General features: G+C 70.4%; 13 protein-coding genes and 2 pseudogenes. 3 read left to right on the plus strand and 12 right to left on the minus strand.

Going from position 1 to position 15,068, the window contains the following annotated elements; genetic code table 11:
- Window positions 1-79 precede the first annotated feature (79 nt).
- A complete protein-coding gene (locus DJ476_RS34135; protein WP_076966576.1) occupies window positions 80-466 on the plus strand; it encodes an ArsR/SmtB family transcription factor in 387 nt (128 codons plus the stop codon).
- A gap of 541 nt (window positions 467-1,007) precedes the next feature.
- Here the strand turns inward: DJ476_RS34135 and DJ476_RS34140 are convergent.
- Entirely contained in the window at window positions 1,008-1,898 is an 891-nt protein-coding gene (locus DJ476_RS34140; protein WP_456339959.1) for an RCC1 domain-containing protein, read from the minus strand.
- Here DJ476_RS34140 and DJ476_RS34145 point away from each other — a divergent pair.
- Window positions 1,889-3,081 (plus strand): IS3 family transposase gene (locus tag DJ476_RS34145; RefSeq protein ID WP_112489517.1). Its coding sequence is split into 2 segments (ribosomal slippage): window positions 1,889-2,153 and window positions 2,153-3,081, totalling 1,194 coding nucleotides; the frame shifts between segments, so codons are not numbered across the junction. The genes DJ476_RS34140 and DJ476_RS34145 overlap by 10 nt on opposite strands.
- A 5-nt stretch (window positions 3,082-3,086) precedes the next feature.
- On the opposite strand, the gene DJ476_RS34150 is transcribed toward DJ476_RS34145, so the two are convergent.
- The gene (locus DJ476_RS34150) at window positions 3,087-3,476 is read right to left on the minus strand and encodes an RCC1 domain-containing protein (RefSeq protein ID WP_162638841.1); all 390 of its coding nucleotides are present in this window, start codon (window positions 3,474-3,476) and stop codon (window positions 3,087-3,089) included.
- 508 nt (window positions 3,477-3,984) lie between these two features.
- Complete coding sequence (locus DJ476_RS34155; RefSeq protein WP_112492707.1) at window positions 3,985-4,740, minus strand: alpha/beta fold hydrolase; 756 nt, start codon at window positions 4,738-4,740, stop codon at window positions 3,985-3,987.
- A 394-nt stretch (window positions 4,741-5,134) separates the two neighbouring features.
- On the opposite strand from DJ476_RS34155, the gene DJ476_RS34160 reads away from it, so the two are divergent.
- Window positions 5,135-6,340 carry an esterase/lipase family protein gene (locus tag DJ476_RS34160; protein WP_112492364.1) on the plus strand — a complete coding sequence of 402 codons (1,206 nt, stop codon included), beginning with the start codon at window positions 5,135-5,137 and terminating at the stop codon, window positions 6,338-6,340.
- Window positions 6,341-6,612: 272 nt separating this feature from the next.
- Here the strand turns inward: DJ476_RS34160 and DJ476_RS34165 are convergent, their stop codons facing one another.
- From DJ476_RS34165 to DJ476_RS36220, 9 genes and pseudogenes are all read right to left on the minus strand, one after another.
- Window positions 6,613-7,797: an NAD(P)-binding domain-containing protein gene (locus tag DJ476_RS34165; RefSeq protein WP_162638843.1), complete on the minus strand. Its 1,185-nt coding sequence runs from the start codon at window positions 7,795-7,797 to the stop codon at window positions 6,613-6,615.
- Between the two features lie 23 nt (window positions 7,798-7,820).
- Window positions 7,821-9,497, minus strand: a complete 1,677-nt coding sequence (locus DJ476_RS34170; protein WP_162638845.1) for a radical SAM protein — start codon at window positions 9,495-9,497, stop codon at window positions 7,821-7,823.
- 47 nt (window positions 9,498-9,544) lie between these two features.
- Window positions 9,545-10,273, minus strand: coding sequence for a TIGR04283 family arsenosugar biosynthesis glycosyltransferase (locus DJ476_RS34175; RefSeq protein ID WP_112492367.1), 729 nt, complete (start codon window positions 10,271-10,273; stop codon window positions 9,545-9,547).
- Entirely contained in the window at window positions 10,270-10,944 is a 675-nt protein-coding gene (locus tag DJ476_RS34180) for a TIGR04282 family arsenosugar biosynthesis glycosyltransferase (RefSeq protein ID WP_162638849.1), read from the minus strand. Before DJ476_RS34180 ends, DJ476_RS34175 begins: the two co-directional genes overlap by 4 nt.
- Window positions 10,941-11,729, minus strand: coding sequence for an MTAP family purine nucleoside phosphorylase (locus tag DJ476_RS34185; protein WP_112492368.1), 789 nt, complete (start codon window positions 11,727-11,729; stop codon window positions 10,941-10,943). The genes DJ476_RS34180 and DJ476_RS34185 overlap by 4 nt, the downstream gene beginning before the upstream one ends.
- A gap of 26 nt (window positions 11,730-11,755) precedes the next feature.
- The gene (locus DJ476_RS34190) at window positions 11,756-13,183 is read right to left on the minus strand and encodes a radical SAM domain-containing protein (protein WP_112492369.1); all 1,428 of its coding nucleotides are present in this window, start codon (window positions 13,181-13,183) and stop codon (window positions 11,756-11,758) included.
- 88 nt (window positions 13,184-13,271) lie between these two features.
- Window positions 13,272-13,640, minus strand: a pseudogene (locus tag DJ476_RS36210) (MauE/DoxX family redox-associated membrane protein); the annotation flags it as partial.
- Window positions 13,637-14,152, minus strand: a complete 516-nt coding sequence (locus tag DJ476_RS36215; protein WP_404827603.1) for a hypothetical protein — start codon at window positions 14,150-14,152, stop codon at window positions 13,637-13,639. The pseudogene DJ476_RS36210 and the gene DJ476_RS36215, both read right to left, overlap by 4 nt.
- Before the next feature lie 33 nt (window positions 14,153-14,185).
- Window positions 14,186-15,045: pseudogene (locus tag DJ476_RS36220) on the minus strand (dihydrolipoyl dehydrogenase family protein); the annotation flags it as partial.
- Between the last annotated feature and the right edge of the window lie 23 nt (window positions 15,046-15,068).

Genomic DNA, 15,068 nt, shown 5'->3' on the forward strand with positions numbered 1-15,068 from the left:
ACGGGCGGACGACAGGCAACGCGCCCACCATACAGGAATGAATGAACAGGTCTTCATGTGTTGCGCGTATGATGACGCCATGGGCCACGGAGCAGACGCCAGGAGCAGTGCCACCACCCGCGAGCGGCTCGACACGGTCGGCGCCACCGACGTCGCCGCCACCCTCCAGGCCCTCGCCACACCCTCCCGGCTGCACATCCTCGCCCGGCTTCAGGAAGGTCCCAGCTCCGTGGGCGACCTCGCAGACGCCGTCGGCATGGAAGCCTCCGCCTGCTCCCACCAGTTGCGCCTGCTGCGCAACCTCGGCCTGGTCACCGGGGAGCGCCACGGCCGGTCGATCATCTACGCCCTGTACGACCACCATGTGGCCGAGCTGCTGGAGCAGGCCCTCTACCACGTCGAGCACCTGCGCCTGGGTGTTCCCGACACGCCCGCGGAGGCGGCCGGGCCGGGCCTTGCCCGCTGACACTGCTTCCCGAACCGGGAACGGGTAGCGGCTCGGGCCGCTAGGGCGAGCGGCTTCGGTCAGCAGTGAAAGCCGGGGCCGTCAGTGCTCAGCCTCTGCACGCCGGGGCCTGAACGTCGGCCGACGGGGTGCAGGCCGGGCCGGCGGGTCGGCGCCGCGGACGTACTCGACCTCAAGGAGTTGACGTTGGCCGCGCTCTGGGATCCGACCGTTCGCACCCGCTTCATCAGCCCCGCATTCGCGGCGCTCTGTCGGACTTCGGTGTGACCTTGCCCGGCGCCCTGATGGGCCGCACATAGGCAGCGTTGTCCTCGCCCAGGTCCCGCTGGTGAGGGTGTAGGTGCTGGGGTGCGGGTTGGGGAAGGTCAGGCCCAGATCCGGGAAGCTCAACTGAGTCAGCCCGGCCGGTTCTCCGGCCGGGCTGACGTGCGTGACGGGCGAACGGTGGAGGTCCCAGCGGGACGGGGGCCGTCCAAGGACTACCGGCGTGTTCTTGCTTGCCCGGTCACGGCATTGGTGTGGTGTCTGCTGTTCGCTGCCGCTATCCGGCGAGGCTGAAGGCTCCGCCTGCGGCGATCAGTGAGACGCTGCTGAGGCTGTTGATGGGGGTGGTGAGCGCGGTGCGGTCGGTGGCGGTGCCGTCGCCGAGCTGGCCGTTGTTGTTGTAGCCGACGGCGCTGACCTTGCCGTCGCGGTCGAGGACGAGGGTGTGGTAGTGGCCGGCGGAGATGGCGCGGGTGTTGGTGGCGCCATCCAGGGTGATGGGGGCGGGGCGGTTGGTGAGGGTGCCGTCGCCCTGCTGGCCCTGCGCGTTGTAGCCCCAGGTCTTGACGGTGCCGTCGGCGAGGCGGGCGACGCTGTGGTAGATGCCGGCGCTGATGTCGCGCGCGGTCGCGATGGCGTCGACCTTCACGGGAGTGAGGCGCTGAGTGGAGGAGTTGTCGCCGAGCTGGCCTTCGGAGCCGCGGCCCCAGGCCCAGACGGTGCCGTCAGCGAGACGGGCGAGGCTGTGGACATTGCCACCGGCAACGCTGCGGACGTTGGCCAGACCGGTCACGGTGACCGGGGTGGTGCGGGTCGCGGCGCTGTTGTCGCCGAGTTGGCCGTTGCCGTTGAGGCCCCATGCCTTGACGGTGCCGTCGGCGAGGACGGCCAGGCTGTGGGCGCCCCCGGCGGCGATGGCCTCGACGTCGGTGAGACCGGCTACGGTGACCGGGGTGGTGCGGGTGGCAAGGCTGTTGTCGCCGAGCTGGCCGCTGGAGTTGAGACCCCAGGCGCGCACGGTGCCGTCGGCGAGCAGCGCCAGGCTGTGGTTGGAACCGGCCGCGATGGCGACCACGCCCCGCAGTCTGAGCTGTACTGAGATTTGTGGAGTCCCTGATGCCAGGGTTACGGTCCTGGCGAAGGAGATCCACCAGCACCATGGCAGCACCCCGTAAATATCCGGACGAACTGCGCGAGCGCGCGATTCGCGAGGTCCGCACCACCGGCCGCCCGATCGCGCACGTCGCGAAGGACCTGGGCATCCACAAGGAGGCCTTGCGCGGCTGGGTCCGCCAGGCCGAGGCCGACCGCGGCGAGCGGGACGACCGGCTCACCACCGCAGAGCTCGACGAGCTCAAGCAACTCCGTAAAGAAGTAGCGGAGCTGCGGCGGGCGAACGAGATCCTGAAAGCCGCCTCGGTGTTTTTTGCCCAGGAGATCGACCGTCCCCGGACGAGGCCGAGCAGGTGATCGACCACCTGCGTGGACACGGCCTCGGGGTCGATCCCGTCTGCCGGGTGCTGGACCTGTCTCCGTCGACGTACTTCGCCCGCAAGAAGCGGCCGAAGTCGGCCCGTCGGCTCCGCGACGAGCAGCTCATGCCTCTGATCGAGGAGGTCCACGCGGACTCGGGCGGCACCTATGGCGCCCGCCGGATCACGCGGGCCCTGGGCCGCCGGGGCGTCGAGGTGGCCCGCTGCACGGTCGAGCGGCTGATGGCCGAGCTGGGCCTGGAGGGCGTCATCCGTGGCCGGCGCCGCCGCACCACGGTCCCGGAGCCGTCGGCGCCGCGTCCGCCGGACCTGGTCGACCGCGACTTCACCGCCTCGCGGCCCGATCAGCTGTGGGTCGCGGACATGACCTATGTCCGCACCTGGTCGGGATGGATGTATGTGGCATTCGTCCTGGACGTGTACTCGCGGATGATCGTCGGCTGGCAGGTCGCGAACCACATGCGGACCGAACTCCCTCTGGACGCCCTGGAGATGGCGCTCTGGCGGCGTCGGATCAAGAAGGACTCCGGACTGATCCACCACAGCGATCGCGGGTCGCAATACGTGTCAATTCGGTATACCGACCGGCTCGCGGACATCGGCGCCTCCGCCTCCGTCGGGTCGGTCGCGGACTCGTATGACAACGCGATGGCCGAGGCGCTGAACGGGACCTTCAAGGCCGAGCTGATCGAGATGCAGGGTCCTTGGAAGGACGTCGAGCAGGTCGAGCGGGCGATCTTCCAGTGGGTCACCTGGTACAACGAGGAACGTCTGCACTCCGCGCTCGACTACGTGCCGCCGGCCGAGCACGAGGAAGCCTTCTGGCGCAGCCAGGAGCAAACCCCGCAGTCCGCCTGAACCAATCAAGATCGGACTCTACGAAACTCGGGGCAGCTCAGTCCGGTGACGGTGGACGCCTGGTCCTGGTTGGTGGCGGTGCCGATACCGAGCTGGCCGCTGGTGTTGAGACCCCAGCTCTCCACGGTGCCGTTGGAGAGCAGGGCGAGGCTGTGGCTGGCTCCGGCCGCGATGCTCTCGATGTCGGCGCCGGTGAGCCCCGGCACGGTCACGGGCTTGTACTTGGCGTTGGCGACCACGCCGCCGAGCTGGTAGCTCTCGTTGGCGCCCCAGCCCTTGAGCCGCCCTTCCTGTGCGGTGGCGGCCGAGGGCCAGACCATCAAGGTCACCAGCAGCGCCAGCAGGCCCGCGAGAAGCGGGGCGCTGCGGCTACGGCCGCGGAGAAGTGCGTTCATGTCGGTCCTTAGCGATGATGTGGCGCAGGCAGGCAGCGAAGCCGAACCATTGCGCATAGTAATGACGCGGTCACTATAGGCATCCACTCGGGAGGCGCCCCGCCCTGCCAGTGGCTCCTCACACGGGCAGGGCGCGTACCCCGACGTGCGGTTGAGGCGAGCTGCGGTGACGGCCGGCCACCGGGCTTTGCTGCCGTGGCCCCGTACGGAGACCGGCCATCCTCGTGCCCGGCATGCCACTTCGGGCCCCAGCAGAGACACAGCGTGCCCACGGTCATTCCTGCTGTCGGGCGGCTTCCTTCACTCGTTCCGGGTTTTGCGTCGCAGAGGGGGACTCCGTCGCCCACACCGGTGTCCCTGCCGATCAGGTTGACCCGGCAGCCGACGGTGAACTGCGCAAAAGGTCGTCTCTGCCGTGACCGGCCGGGGTCCGCTGTTGCGTGCTCCCGGCCCGGCCTGTGGGCATGGTGATGGTGCGCCAGGTGTTCTTGGAGCTGCCGCTGGGGGCTCAGGCGTTCAGGAACGTCTCGAGGCTGGTGGACAGGGCCACAGGTGTCTCGTGCATGGGGTAGTGGCCGCTGTTGGAGATCTCCTCCAGTTCGGCGTTCGGATAGTGGCTGAGCCACGTGGCGCGCATCGCGTCGGCCGTCAGGGCGAGGTCGTGCTCCCCGACGATGACCTTGACCGGAACGGGGTTGCCGGTGATCCGTTCCGTGAGGTCGGCGGTGACCCAGTCCTTCACGTAACCGCCGAACGCCTCCCGCGTCGACCACTCCAGCGAGCGGTCGACCATCAGGTCCACCCACACCCGGCAAGCGCGCCGGCCGGTGACCAGGTCCACGATGGCCCGTCGCTTGTCGCGGTCCTGCGCGGCACCGTAGAACAGCGCCTCTCCATCGGCGTCCAGCGGATAGGCTCCGGCAGGGACCGGGGCCAGGCCGACCAGCTTCCGTACCCGGTGCGGGGCCTGGGCCAGCACCTCCTGGGCCGCCTTGCCGCCCATCGAGTGGCCGACGAGGGAAAAGCTCTCCCAGCCGAGCTCGTCGGCCAGGGCGAGGGCGTCCCCGGCGATCTCGGCGAGCGTGTACGTGCCGGTGACATGCTTGCGGTCCCCGTAGCCGCGGTAGTCGAGGAAGGCGTAGCTGAAGGTGTCGCCGTCCAGGTAGTCCAGGAAGGGCCCCCAGCCGGCGCTGGTGCCGAACCAGTCGTGGAGCGCCAGCACTTTGTGGTCACCTGAACCGATCAGGCGGTGGGGAATGCTCATGGCGGGCTTCCTCTCGTCGTTGCGGGCGAAGGGTTCGCTTTCCTCCGGGAGCGCGCCCTTCCAGGTCAGGTCCCCCGAGTCCGGCAAGTGAGCTTGAGCGTCCTGGGAGGCGTCTGCGCCCGGTCGTCTCGCCGTTGCCTACCCAGCGGGTGTCCTCGCCGATCTCTGCGCACGCACTCCGTTCATGCGGTCGTGCGCCGAACCGGATCCGGTAGGGGCGCTGAGGTGCGCAACGGACGACGGGACCGGGCAGGCGGTCCGTTCGCGCCCGTCAACCGCTCCCGGCTGTGCTCCATCAGATGTGGTGAACCCCGCAGATCAGAGGCCTGATGTGCCCGCATCTCCTCCATGATGACGACGTCTCACCCGCCCCCCTGCCATCAGGAGTACGACCATGTCCGAAACAGCCGAGCCCAACGTCGGTTCGTTCAGCATCGGCGGTCTTCTGACCGCCGAACGCGCCGGGGCGATCGAGGTACCGGAGCACGACGAGTGGCCCCTGCCGAACGGCTTCGCCTGGATCTTCCGCGGTGAGGGCAACAGCTCTCTCACCCGGCCCATGATCATGGCCGACGGCTTCAACCTCGGCCGGAGCAAGCTCGACGTGCTCTACGACGGGCTCGAGAACAACGGATACCCCTTCATCTCCGAGCTGCGCCGGCGCGGCAGGGACGTGATCCTGCTCGGCTTCGAGGAGCGCAGCGCGTCGATCCTGGACAACGCTCAGGCGGCCGAGGCCGCCATCATGCGGGCCACCGCCGAGCAGCAAGGTGACGCGCCCCTGGTCGTGGGCGGCTTCAGCATGGGCGGCATCGTCACCCGCTTCGCACTCGCTCGTCTCGAGGAGCAGCGCGTCAACCACCGGACCGCGCTGTACTTCTCCTACGACAGCCCCCACCGCGGCGCCTCCATCCCGGTGGGCGTGCAGGCGTTCTCCCACTTCATCCCGTTCCCGAACGACTTCGCCCGGCAGATGAACAGCCCGGCCGCACGCCAGATGCTGTGGCAGCACTACGACAAGGACACCGGCAAGATCGGCATCGCCCCGGAGCGCACGGAGTTCCTGGCCTCCCTGGAGCGACTGGGTGGGTGGCCGATGATCCCGCGCAAGATCGCCGTGGCCAACGGCCGCGCGGACGGGACCGGCCTGCCGGACGTGACGCCCGGCGAAACCGCTCTGCGGATCGAGCGGATCTACCCGGGCACCACCTTCTACACCCAGGCCCAAGGCGACGACACGACGGTCGCCTACCTCAACCGCAGGTTCCCCAAGGCCGAGAAGACCATCACGACCGACGGCTTCCCGGAGCTGGACGGTGCACCGGGCGGAACCCTGCACACCTACAAGATCCTCGCCGACACCCTGGAGAAGCTCGGCGGCAAAGCGGACCTGCGGCACGAGGACGTGTGCTTCGTCCCCTCAGTCAGCGCGGTCGCGATCCGCGACATCGACAAGCAGGAGCACCTGTACCGCAGCATCGGCGAAGCCGACGCGGAGGAAAGCGAGCTGGACAGCTTCCTCTGCTCCACCACGACCACCGCGCACACAGCCATCACCGAGCAGCTGTGCACCTGGATCATGGACCAGCTCCCCCACTGACCGCCCAAGCGCCCATCGGGACAGCCGACCGCCCGTGGCGGGGTCGGTCACACGGCATGATCGGAGCAGCCGTACCGGCGAACACTCCTCGCCGGTACGGCACTCACACATGCCGCAGGACCGCGCTGTCAGCTGAGCCAGCAGGACCCTTCAACGACCCGGATGCGGGTGCCGTGGCTGATCCTCGGGATCTGGCCCGGGCAGGAGGAACGCGCCGGTCCAGATGGAGGCGTACGGCCGACGCCTCAATGAAGGTCGTCACCATGTCTCCCTCACGTACCGGTGGACAGGAGTCTCGGGGCGTCGGCGTAGGCGGCAACGAACTGGTCGATCTGCTGGTATCCGGTGCGCAGCAGGAAGGTGTTGAGGCGGCCGTAGGACTTGGCGCCCAGGATGAAGAAGTGCGGTTCGGGGTTGCGCAGGGCGTCGATGCCGACGGCCGGCTGGGTGAGGCAGTCGCCGCCCGCTGAGCCGAGGAGGGCGGCGGAGAGGTTCATGGGGGCGCCGGTGGCGTAGCACTCGTGGACCTGCAACTGCCGGTAGAGGGAGGCGTCGCCGGTGTACCCGGTCAGCGCCACGACGTGGTCGCAGGAGATTTCGTGCGGACCGCCCTCGGTGGCGAGAGCGACGCGGATCCGGTCACTCTCGGGGCTGAGGGCATGGATGTAGGCGCCGGTGTGGACGGTGACGCGGTCGTTGGCGCCGTCGGCGAGGGCCCGGGATGTATCGACGAGGTGCTGGCGGCCGGGCAGGGTGTCGTCGGGTACGGCGCCCCAGTCGGGTGCCGGTTTGCGCACCACCCATTCGACGCGGGTGCCAGGCAGGCCGGCCAGGTCGCGGGCCGCGGTCTGGGCGGACTTCCCGGCGCCGACGAGCAGGACGGTTCCGGCCCAGCGGTCGGACTCTTCGGTGTTGGGGAGGGTGCGGGTGATGCGGTCGGCGAGGGCGCGTTCGCCGGGGGCGGGGATCCCGCCGGGGCCCAAGGTGTTGGGGTGGGAGTAGGCGCCGGTGCAGTCCAGGACGAGGTCGGCCTCGGCGATGGCCTCGCCGTCGGGGGTGTCGAGCAGGAGAGTGAAGGGGGCGGTGGCGCGGGTGCCGGTGCCGATCTGCTCGTGCTTGAGTAGGCCAGTGCGGGCGATGGCGGCCACGCGGGTGCGGTAGCGGATGCGGCCTTCGAGGGCGGGCAGTGCGGCGACCGGGTCGAGCAGGCGGGTGGCCAGTTCGGCCCCGGTGGGGCAGTTGTCGCCGGCCGGGGTGTCCGGCAGGCGGGCCCTCATCCGGTGGGAGACGTTGAGGTCCCACGGGGTGAAGAGCCGGACGTGGCCCCAGGCCCGTAGGTGGGCGGCGACGGTTTCTGCGGCCTCATAGACGGTGAACGGCCAGCCGGCGTCGGCGCAGGCGAGGGCGGCGTCAAGGCCGATGGGCCCGGCACCGAGGATCGCGACGTGTCGCTGCATGGTGCACTCCCTTTCCGTACGGGTCAGATGGCGCAGTGGACGGGGCGGGGCAGGGTGCCGTCGGTCAGGCGGGCGGTGAAGAACCGCTCGGTGACCAGCTGTTGGCCCACGGCGAGCGCGGTGCCGGCGGGCGCGAGGTGCATGTCGGGGCTGGTGGCGAGGTCGGCTCCGGCGGGGTGCCAGTGCAGTCCGTCGGCGGTGACGGTCAGTTCGGGGATGCTGGAGTCCTCGCCGATCTCCACTCCGGTCTCGGCGAAGCCGCGCCGCAGCAGCGGGCGTACCGCGAAGTGGTCCGCAGGTAGACCAAGTTCGGCCAGCAGCTCGGCGACCGCGGGGACCTCGTGCGTGTTGTCCGGGGTCTCGGTGAGGGCGACGCGCGGCGGCAGGCCGAGGTCGATCAGGTGGCGGATGCCGTCGATGGTGCGCTGCCATGAGCCCGAGCCGCGATGTAGATCATGAGTGTGGGCGGTGGCACCGTCCAGGGAGGTCTGGACGGTGAGTTTGCGGCCGGCCAGATCCGCGAGGCCGTCGGCGCGACGGCCGCGGAGCAGCATCGCGTTGGTCATCACGATGGTGGGCAGTTCGGCGGAGGCGTAGTCGAGGAGGCCGACGATATCGGGGTGCAGGAAGGGCTCACCGCCGGTGAGGTACAGCTCGGTGAATCCGGCCTGTGCGGCCTCGTCGACCAGGGCGCGGAAGGTGTCGGTGGTCAGGGTGCGGGGAGCCGCCTTTGGGGAGGAGGCGACCGCGCAGTAGTCGCAGGCCAGGTTGCAGTGGAAGTTGGTGTAGATCCACAGCCGGGACGGGAAGTACGGGGTGCCGAACAGCGGGACCACCGGCCGGTCGCCTTGAAAGGCTTGGGGCGTGGTCTCTCCCCAGCCGTCGTCCGCGGGGCGGAAGCCGGCGGGCAGAGTGGAGCGGTAGAGGTGGTAGCGGCCCCGGGAGCGCTCGCGTGGCGGCAGGATTTCCAGGCAGGTGGTCCACCAGCCGGTCTCGATGGTCTCGGCGAAGATCTCGGGCAGCCCCGCGGCGCGCATCGAGGCGGCCTGCTGCTGCCAGTCGTACGCGAGCGGGATCAGCTCGGCGGTGACGTGCCCGTCGGACAGGTCGAGGATGGCGTACCAGACTTCGCGGCGGCCGTCGTTGGCGGGTTTGCCGAGCACGCCGACGTTGACGGCGAGGGTGTCGCCGATGCGCCGCTGCCAGGGCAGGCCGCTGTGGGTGCACAGGACGACATCGGCGCCGGACGTCTCGGCGCGCAGGCGGTGCTGCTCCTCGGGCAGTGACTCCCACCAGAAGTCGTTCAGAGCCAGGGTCGAGCCGTGGACCATGTGGACGTCGACGCCGTCGATGGTCTCCCGGCGTTCGGTGGGCAGGGTGCCCATCCAGGCGGCGAAATCGCGGCTGGTGGTGGCGAGGGTGTGGTCGTAGATCAGTTGGGCGTACTCGTTGTCCTTGGGGTCGCGGTAACCGCAGCCGCAGTCGGTGTCGCCACGGGCGATGGCCACGTCGTAGTTTCCCGCGACGCACTCGACGGTGTTGTCGGTGAGGATCGGCCACAGAGCGTCGACGTCGGCGCCGAAGCCGCCGAGATCGCCCAGACAGAACAGCCGCTCGGCGCCCCGGGCGCTGGCGTCGTCGACGAATGCCTGGAGGGCGTACGGGTTTCCGTAGGGCCCTCCGCAGACTGCGATGCGCATGAGGTCGGTCTCCAAGGAGTCGTATGGATCGTGCAGGATGAGAGGGCTCAGGGACGGCCGGTGTGTGGCACGGCCGGGGCTTTCTTCGGGAAGAGGCTGGGGCCGGCGGTGTAGCGGGCGCGGATGGCTTCGGGGTCTACGCCGGCGAAGTACAGCAGCTTCAGGTACTGCATGAAGGCGATCATGCGCCAGGTCCCGTGGGCGACCAGGCGGCGTGAGGAGGCCGTCGATGTGGCGGGCAGCAGGCGCAGCGGGCCGCGGCGGTGCAGGCGCCGTGACATCTCCAGGTCCTCCATGATGGCCAGGTCAGGGAAGCCTCCGAGTTCGTCGAAGACGGTGCGGCGGATGAACATGGCCTGGTCGCCGAAGATGTGGTGGAGGCGGCGGGCGCGGGCGTTGGACGTCCACGCGAGGTAGTTCAGGGCAGGGGTGCGGCGGTCGAAGCGGAGGGTGAGGCCGCCTCCGACCACGGCCGGGTCGGCGAGTGCGGCCCGGATCTGGTCCAGCGCATCGGGGTCGATGTCGGTGTCGGCGTGGATGAACCAGAGGATGTCGCCGGAGGCGTGCCGGGCGCCCTCGTTCATCTGCTTGGCCCGGCCGCGTTCACTGGTGATCACGGTGGCGTGGACGGCGGCGAGTTCGGCGGTTTTGTCGGTGGAGCCGCCGTCCACGACGATCAGCTCGCAGTCGGGGAAGTTGCGGCACAGGCGGCTCACCGCGCGGCGGATCGCGGCCTCCTCGTTCAGTACCGGGACGATGATCGACACGTGTGTCATGGCGCCTGCCCGGGCCGGATCAGAGCGGCGATCGGCGCGGGCAGCGCCGGATCGGCGAGGAGGGCGGTCGCGTCTTCGGGGGTGTCCAGATCCCGCAGTGGGCGCAGCAGTTCCACGCTCAGCCCTTCGCGCCGGGCGGCGCAGCGGGTCGCCCTCAGCACCCGGTCCGTGCTCCAGACATCCACGTCGAGGGCGAAGAGCGAGGTGTGGGGGGCGCGCAGGCCGATCAGGTAGTAGCCGCCGTCGAGCGCGGGGCCCAGCACCACGTCGTGGCTCTCCAGGGCGGTGAACGCGGCGGTCAGGTGGTCGCTGGTGAGGGTCGGCGCGTCGGCGCCGATGACCAGCAGCGGGCCCGCGCCGTCGGTGAAGGCGTCGGTGACGGCGGCAGCCAGGCGCCCGCCGAGGTCTTCGCCGCGCTGGAGGCGCAAGCGGACGCCTGCCGACGTCGTCGTGCCGATGGTGTCGCCGCCGTCGGCCGGGGCGTAGGCGAGGTAGGTCCGCGGAGTGTGGGCGGTGGTCAGTTCCAGGGTGTGGCGGATGAGTCCGGCCTGGAGTTCGGCGCAGCGCTGCGGGCCGAGCAGGGGATGCAGCCGGGTCTTGACGGTGCCGGGGCGGGGCTCCTTGGCCATGACCAGGATCGAGGGGGTGCCCTGTTGGGCGGTGGCGCTCACGTGTCGAACCGGTAGACGAAGCCTGCCGCGCTCGCGCTGCCCAGGGGTGGCAGCGCGTGCCCGGCCAGCGTGGCGAAGACCTCCGTGCTGGCCGCCATGCGGTCCAGCAGCGCCTGCACCGGTTCCGGTTTCGCGGCGACGCCGTTGGCGTAGTCGGTGACGAAACCGACCAGCGCCATGGGCAGTTCGGCCTCACCGGCCAGGACGGCCTCCGGGCCCGCGGTCTGGCTGATGGCACTCACCCCGGCGGCGGCCAGGGCGGCCACCTCCGACCGTGAGTTGAAGCGGGGGCCGTCGACGTGTCCGTACACGCCCCGCGTCGCCACCCGTACCCCGGTCTGTTCGGCGGCGGTGATCAGTGCTTGGCGCAGCGGTTCGCTGAAGGGCCGGTCGAAGATCCAGTGGCCGCGTCCGGCCTCGCCGGGGGTGTCGTACCAGGTGCAGGGGGTGCCGTCGGGGAGCCGGTTGGCGGGGAAGTACAGGTCGTCGAAGACCACCAGGGAGCCCGGCCGCACGTCCGGGTCGAGGGAACCGCAGACGGTGAAGGACACCACGGCCTCCGCCTCGACGGCCAGCAGAGCGGCGAGGTTCGCCTTGTGGTCGACCTGGTTGGAGAGCCGGTGGTGACCGGCGCCATGCCGGGACAGCTGCACGATCTCCGCGCCCCCGAGGCGGCCTTCGGTGACCGTGACCTCGCCGTGGTCCGTGACGACGGTCCGCTCCGCCGCATCCTCCATGTGGGGCCAGTCGTAGCTGCCGGAGCCGGTGATCACGCCTATGCGCATGGACTGCTTCTCCTTCGGTTCTTCGGTTACATGCCGGACGTGCCGGGCGAGCGGCGTGCTGGGGTGCGGACCTCGACGATCGGCAGCAGGGTGCGCAGTACCGCGTTCTCGGCCGGGTCGAGTACGGCGTGCTGTACGCAGGCGGGGACCAGGGTGCCGTTCTCGGGGTGGGCCATGGCGTAGTGGCAGGCGGCCAGCCTCTCCTGGGTTTCGCGCAGTGCGGGGTCTTCGGCCTGCTCGCCGCGCTGCATCATCTCCCAGGCCGGGGCGACGACGTCGGCGTCCATGAACTGGTGCATGACGAAGGTGACCGGGCGCACCCGCATCCGGTGGCGGACCAGCCGCAGCAGCCCGCCGTGGCGGGCGATACGGCCCAGCCAGCGCAGCCCCGTCACCACGGTGGACGGATGACGGGCCACCACCCGCACGATCCTTGCCGCGAGGAGGGCGGGCGGGGTGCCGGTGAAGGTCACCTTCCCGAAGTAGCGGAAGAACGCGTCGCGCACGGCGAGGTCGCGCGGGTCGTCGCCGTCGAGGAACGGACACCAGCGGCTGCCGACGTAGAAGCCGTAGGCGGTGCGGTTGCAGCGCACGTCGCCGTTCTCGAAGACTCGGTAGTCCAGCCGGGCTCCGGCACCGCGCTCGATCTCCGCCCACACCGCGTCCGGGGTCGCCTCGCGGAACTTCTCCTTCCAGCGGCGCTCGTCGCCGAGGAAGGCGGCGGGCTGGAAGGAGAACATGCCAAAGCCCATGGCGTGGCAGTCGCGGATCACGCTCGCGACCTCGTCCAGGTTGCCCGGGGTGACGGTCATGTTGTGGGCGAGGAAGAACCGCACTCCGTGCTCGCGCCGAAGGCGGCGGAACATGGCGGCGAATCGGGCGCGGTAGGGGTTCAACGACTGCTCGTCGGGCGGGCGTTCGATGCCGCGGCGGCCGTACATGAACTGGTCGAAGTGCGCGGCGAAGGACAGTCGCCCGAAGCGCTGTGTGCCGTCCGGGCCGAGCGCGAGGCCGGTGAGGTAGTCGTAGTCGAAGTCGCCGTGGGTGAAGCTCATCGGTTCCCGGCCGTGGTCCCGCATGATCGCGAGGGCTGCGGCGTGGTCGTCGGGGGTGAGCAGGCTGACCTCGCCGCCGATGAGCTGGGTGTGGGCACGTGGGCCCCGCAGTTCGCGCAGCAGGCGCATCTGCGCGGCGACCTGTTCGTGGGTGTGGGGGCCGTCGACGCGTACCTGGTTGGCGTCTCTGGAGTGGTAGCAGGGGGTGCACTTGAGGTTGCACTTGGGGAAGACACCGTGGGTGCCCTCACAGCCGACGCCGTGCCGGCCGAGGATCTGGCCGGGGGTCCGGGCCGCGTCGGGAAGTTCCGCCCAGCGGCGCTCCATCGCCGCGGCGAACTCGGTGTCGTAGGGGCGGGTGGCGCGTTCGAGGGCGCGCAGTTTCGCGGTGATCCGCATCAGTGGTTCTCCTGCGGGTTCGAGCTGTACGAGCTGTGGCGGGCGACGAGGTGAGCTGGGCCCGGCGTAGGCCGCGCCACAGCAGCCCGGCGTACAGCAGCATCAGGGCGTCCTCGACGAGGACGTACCAGCGCAGCGGCTGGGGGAGGTAGGTGCCGAAGCAGCCGCAGTTGTCGACGACGAGTCCCCGGGCGAACGCCTGAGAGGCCAGGACGGCCCACACCACCGCCACGCCGGTGTACAGCCAGACGGGCGTGGTGGCGCGGGAGCGGGGCCGGGCAAGGAACCAAACAGCCGTTACGGTCTCGGTGCTGATCAGCGCCACGGCCAGGGCGGTCGAGGCCGCACCTGATGTCAGGCCGTAGGTGGTCAGGATGGCGGGCATCGCGTCGAATGAAGCGGACTGGCCGAGCGCCATCGCCGCGAGGAGCAGGCCCAGGACGAGACGCAGGATCACCGGATCACCCCTCTGCGGAGTTTCAGCAGCGCACCGATCGCGCTGCTGCCCCGGGCGAGACGGGCGTAGACATCGGCCAGCGCGGTGTGCCAGGGCCCGTCGGCGTAGGTGGGGTAGGGGTGCACGGTGCGGGCGTAGTCGGAGGGCGTCCAGCCCAGGCGCACCGCCGCCGCGAGGTGGGCGATGGTCTCGCCGGCCCTCGGTGACACGACTGTGGCCCCGACGATCTTTCCGCGCGGGCCCAGCACCAGGGTGGTGAAGCCTTCGGTGCGGCCGTCGGCGACCGCCCGGTCGACCCGGTCGTTGTCCAAGGTGTGGACGCGTGTGTCGTCGCCGTATTTCTCCCGCGCCTCGTCCGCGGTCAGTCCGACGCGGGCGATCTCGGGATCGGTGTACGTCACCCAGGGCACCGCCCGGTAGTCGATGGGGCGGCGCACCCCCAGCAGAGCGTCGACGGCGGCTGCTCCGCCCTGCGTGCCGCCCAGGTGGGTGAAGGCCGAGAGGCCGGTCACGTCTCCGGCGGCGTAGATCCGGTGGTTGGTGGTGCGCAGCCGACCGTCGGTGCGGATATGACCGGCGTCGGTGAGTTCCACGCCGGCCGCCTCCAATCCGAGCCCGTGCGTGTGGGAACGGCGCCCCGTGACGGCCAGCAGGGCGTCGTAGGGCAGAGGACCACCGGGCCCGTGAACGGCGTCGGCATCGACTCTCTCGGCGCGGTAGTCGGTCAGTACGGTGACGCCCTCGGCTTCCAGCCGCTCCCGCAGCACCTGCGAGGCCCGGGGCTCCTCGCGCGGCACCAGGCGGTCCATTGCCTCCACGAGGGTGACCTGCGAGCCGAGCCGGCCGAACGCCTGGCCCAGCTCGCAGCCGATCGGCCCGCCACCGAGCACCACCAGGCGACGCGGGAGCTCCGACAGCCCCAGACCATGTCGCTGGTCAACGGCTCGGCCTCGGCCAGGCCGGGGACCGGCACCAGGGCCGGCGAGGAGCCCGTGGCGATCAGCGCGTACCGGAAGGAGACCTCCCGCCCGCCAGCGGTAAGGGTTCCCGGGCCGGTGAAGGACGCTGCGCCGTAGGTGACGTCGACTCCGTACGGGGCGAGTGCCTCAGCTGAGTCGTGGGGTTCGATCGCGCCGATCGCCCGCTTCACCTCCGCCATGGCCGCCGTGAGGTCGGCCGGACCGGTCACCGGCGGGAGCCCGTAGGCAGTGGCGCGGCGGGCGGCCTGGACGTCGGCGGCGACATGCAGCAGTGCCTTGCTCGGCACACATCCTGTCCACAGGCAGTCCCCGCCCAGGCGGTCGCGTTCGACGAGCAGCGTGCGGGCGCCGAGGCGTCCGGCGGTGCGGGCCGCGGTCAGACCGGCACTGCCGCCGCCGATGACCACCAGGTCGTACCTCTTCATGGTGCGGGACTCTCTGTCGGTGC

The organism is Streptomyces bacillaris (assembly GCF_003268675.1).
GTDB lineage: Bacteria > Actinomycetota > Actinomycetes > Streptomycetales > Streptomycetaceae > Streptomyces > Streptomyces bacillaris.

Bases quoted from the DNA above. Each gene is read 5' to 3' on its own strand.
- DJ476_RS34135 (WP_076966576.1), top strand. From the start codon at position 80: ATGGGCCACGGAGCAGACGCCAGGAGCAGTGCCACCACCCGCGAGCGG.
- DJ476_RS34150 (WP_162638841.1), bottom strand. From the start codon at position 3,476: ATGAACGCACTTCTCCGCGGCCGTAGCCGCAGCGCCCCGCTTCTCGCG.
- DJ476_RS34155 (WP_112492707.1), bottom strand. From the start codon at position 4,740: ATGAGCATTCCCCACCGCCTGATCGGTTCAGGTGACCACAAAGTGCTG.
- DJ476_RS34160 (WP_112492364.1), top strand. From the start codon at position 5,135: ATGTCCGAAACAGCCGAGCCCAACGTCGGTTCGTTCAGCATCGGCGGT.
- DJ476_RS34165 (WP_162638843.1), bottom strand. From the start codon at position 7,797: ATGCAGCGACACGTCGCGATCCTCGGTGCCGGGCCCATCGGCCTTGAC.
- DJ476_RS34170 (WP_162638845.1), bottom strand. From the start codon at position 9,497: ATGCGCATCGCAGTCTGCGGAGGGCCCTACGGAAACCCGTACGCCCTC.
- DJ476_RS34175 (WP_112492367.1), bottom strand. From the start codon at position 10,273: ATGACACACGTGTCGATCATCGTCCCGGTACTGAACGAGGAGGCCGCG.
- DJ476_RS34185 (WP_112492368.1), bottom strand. From the start codon at position 11,729: ATGCGCATAGGCGTGATCACCGGCTCCGGCAGCTACGACTGGCCCCAC.
- DJ476_RS34190 (WP_112492369.1), bottom strand. From the start codon at position 13,183: ATGCGGATCACCGCGAAACTGCGCGCCCTCGAACGCGCCACCCGCCCC.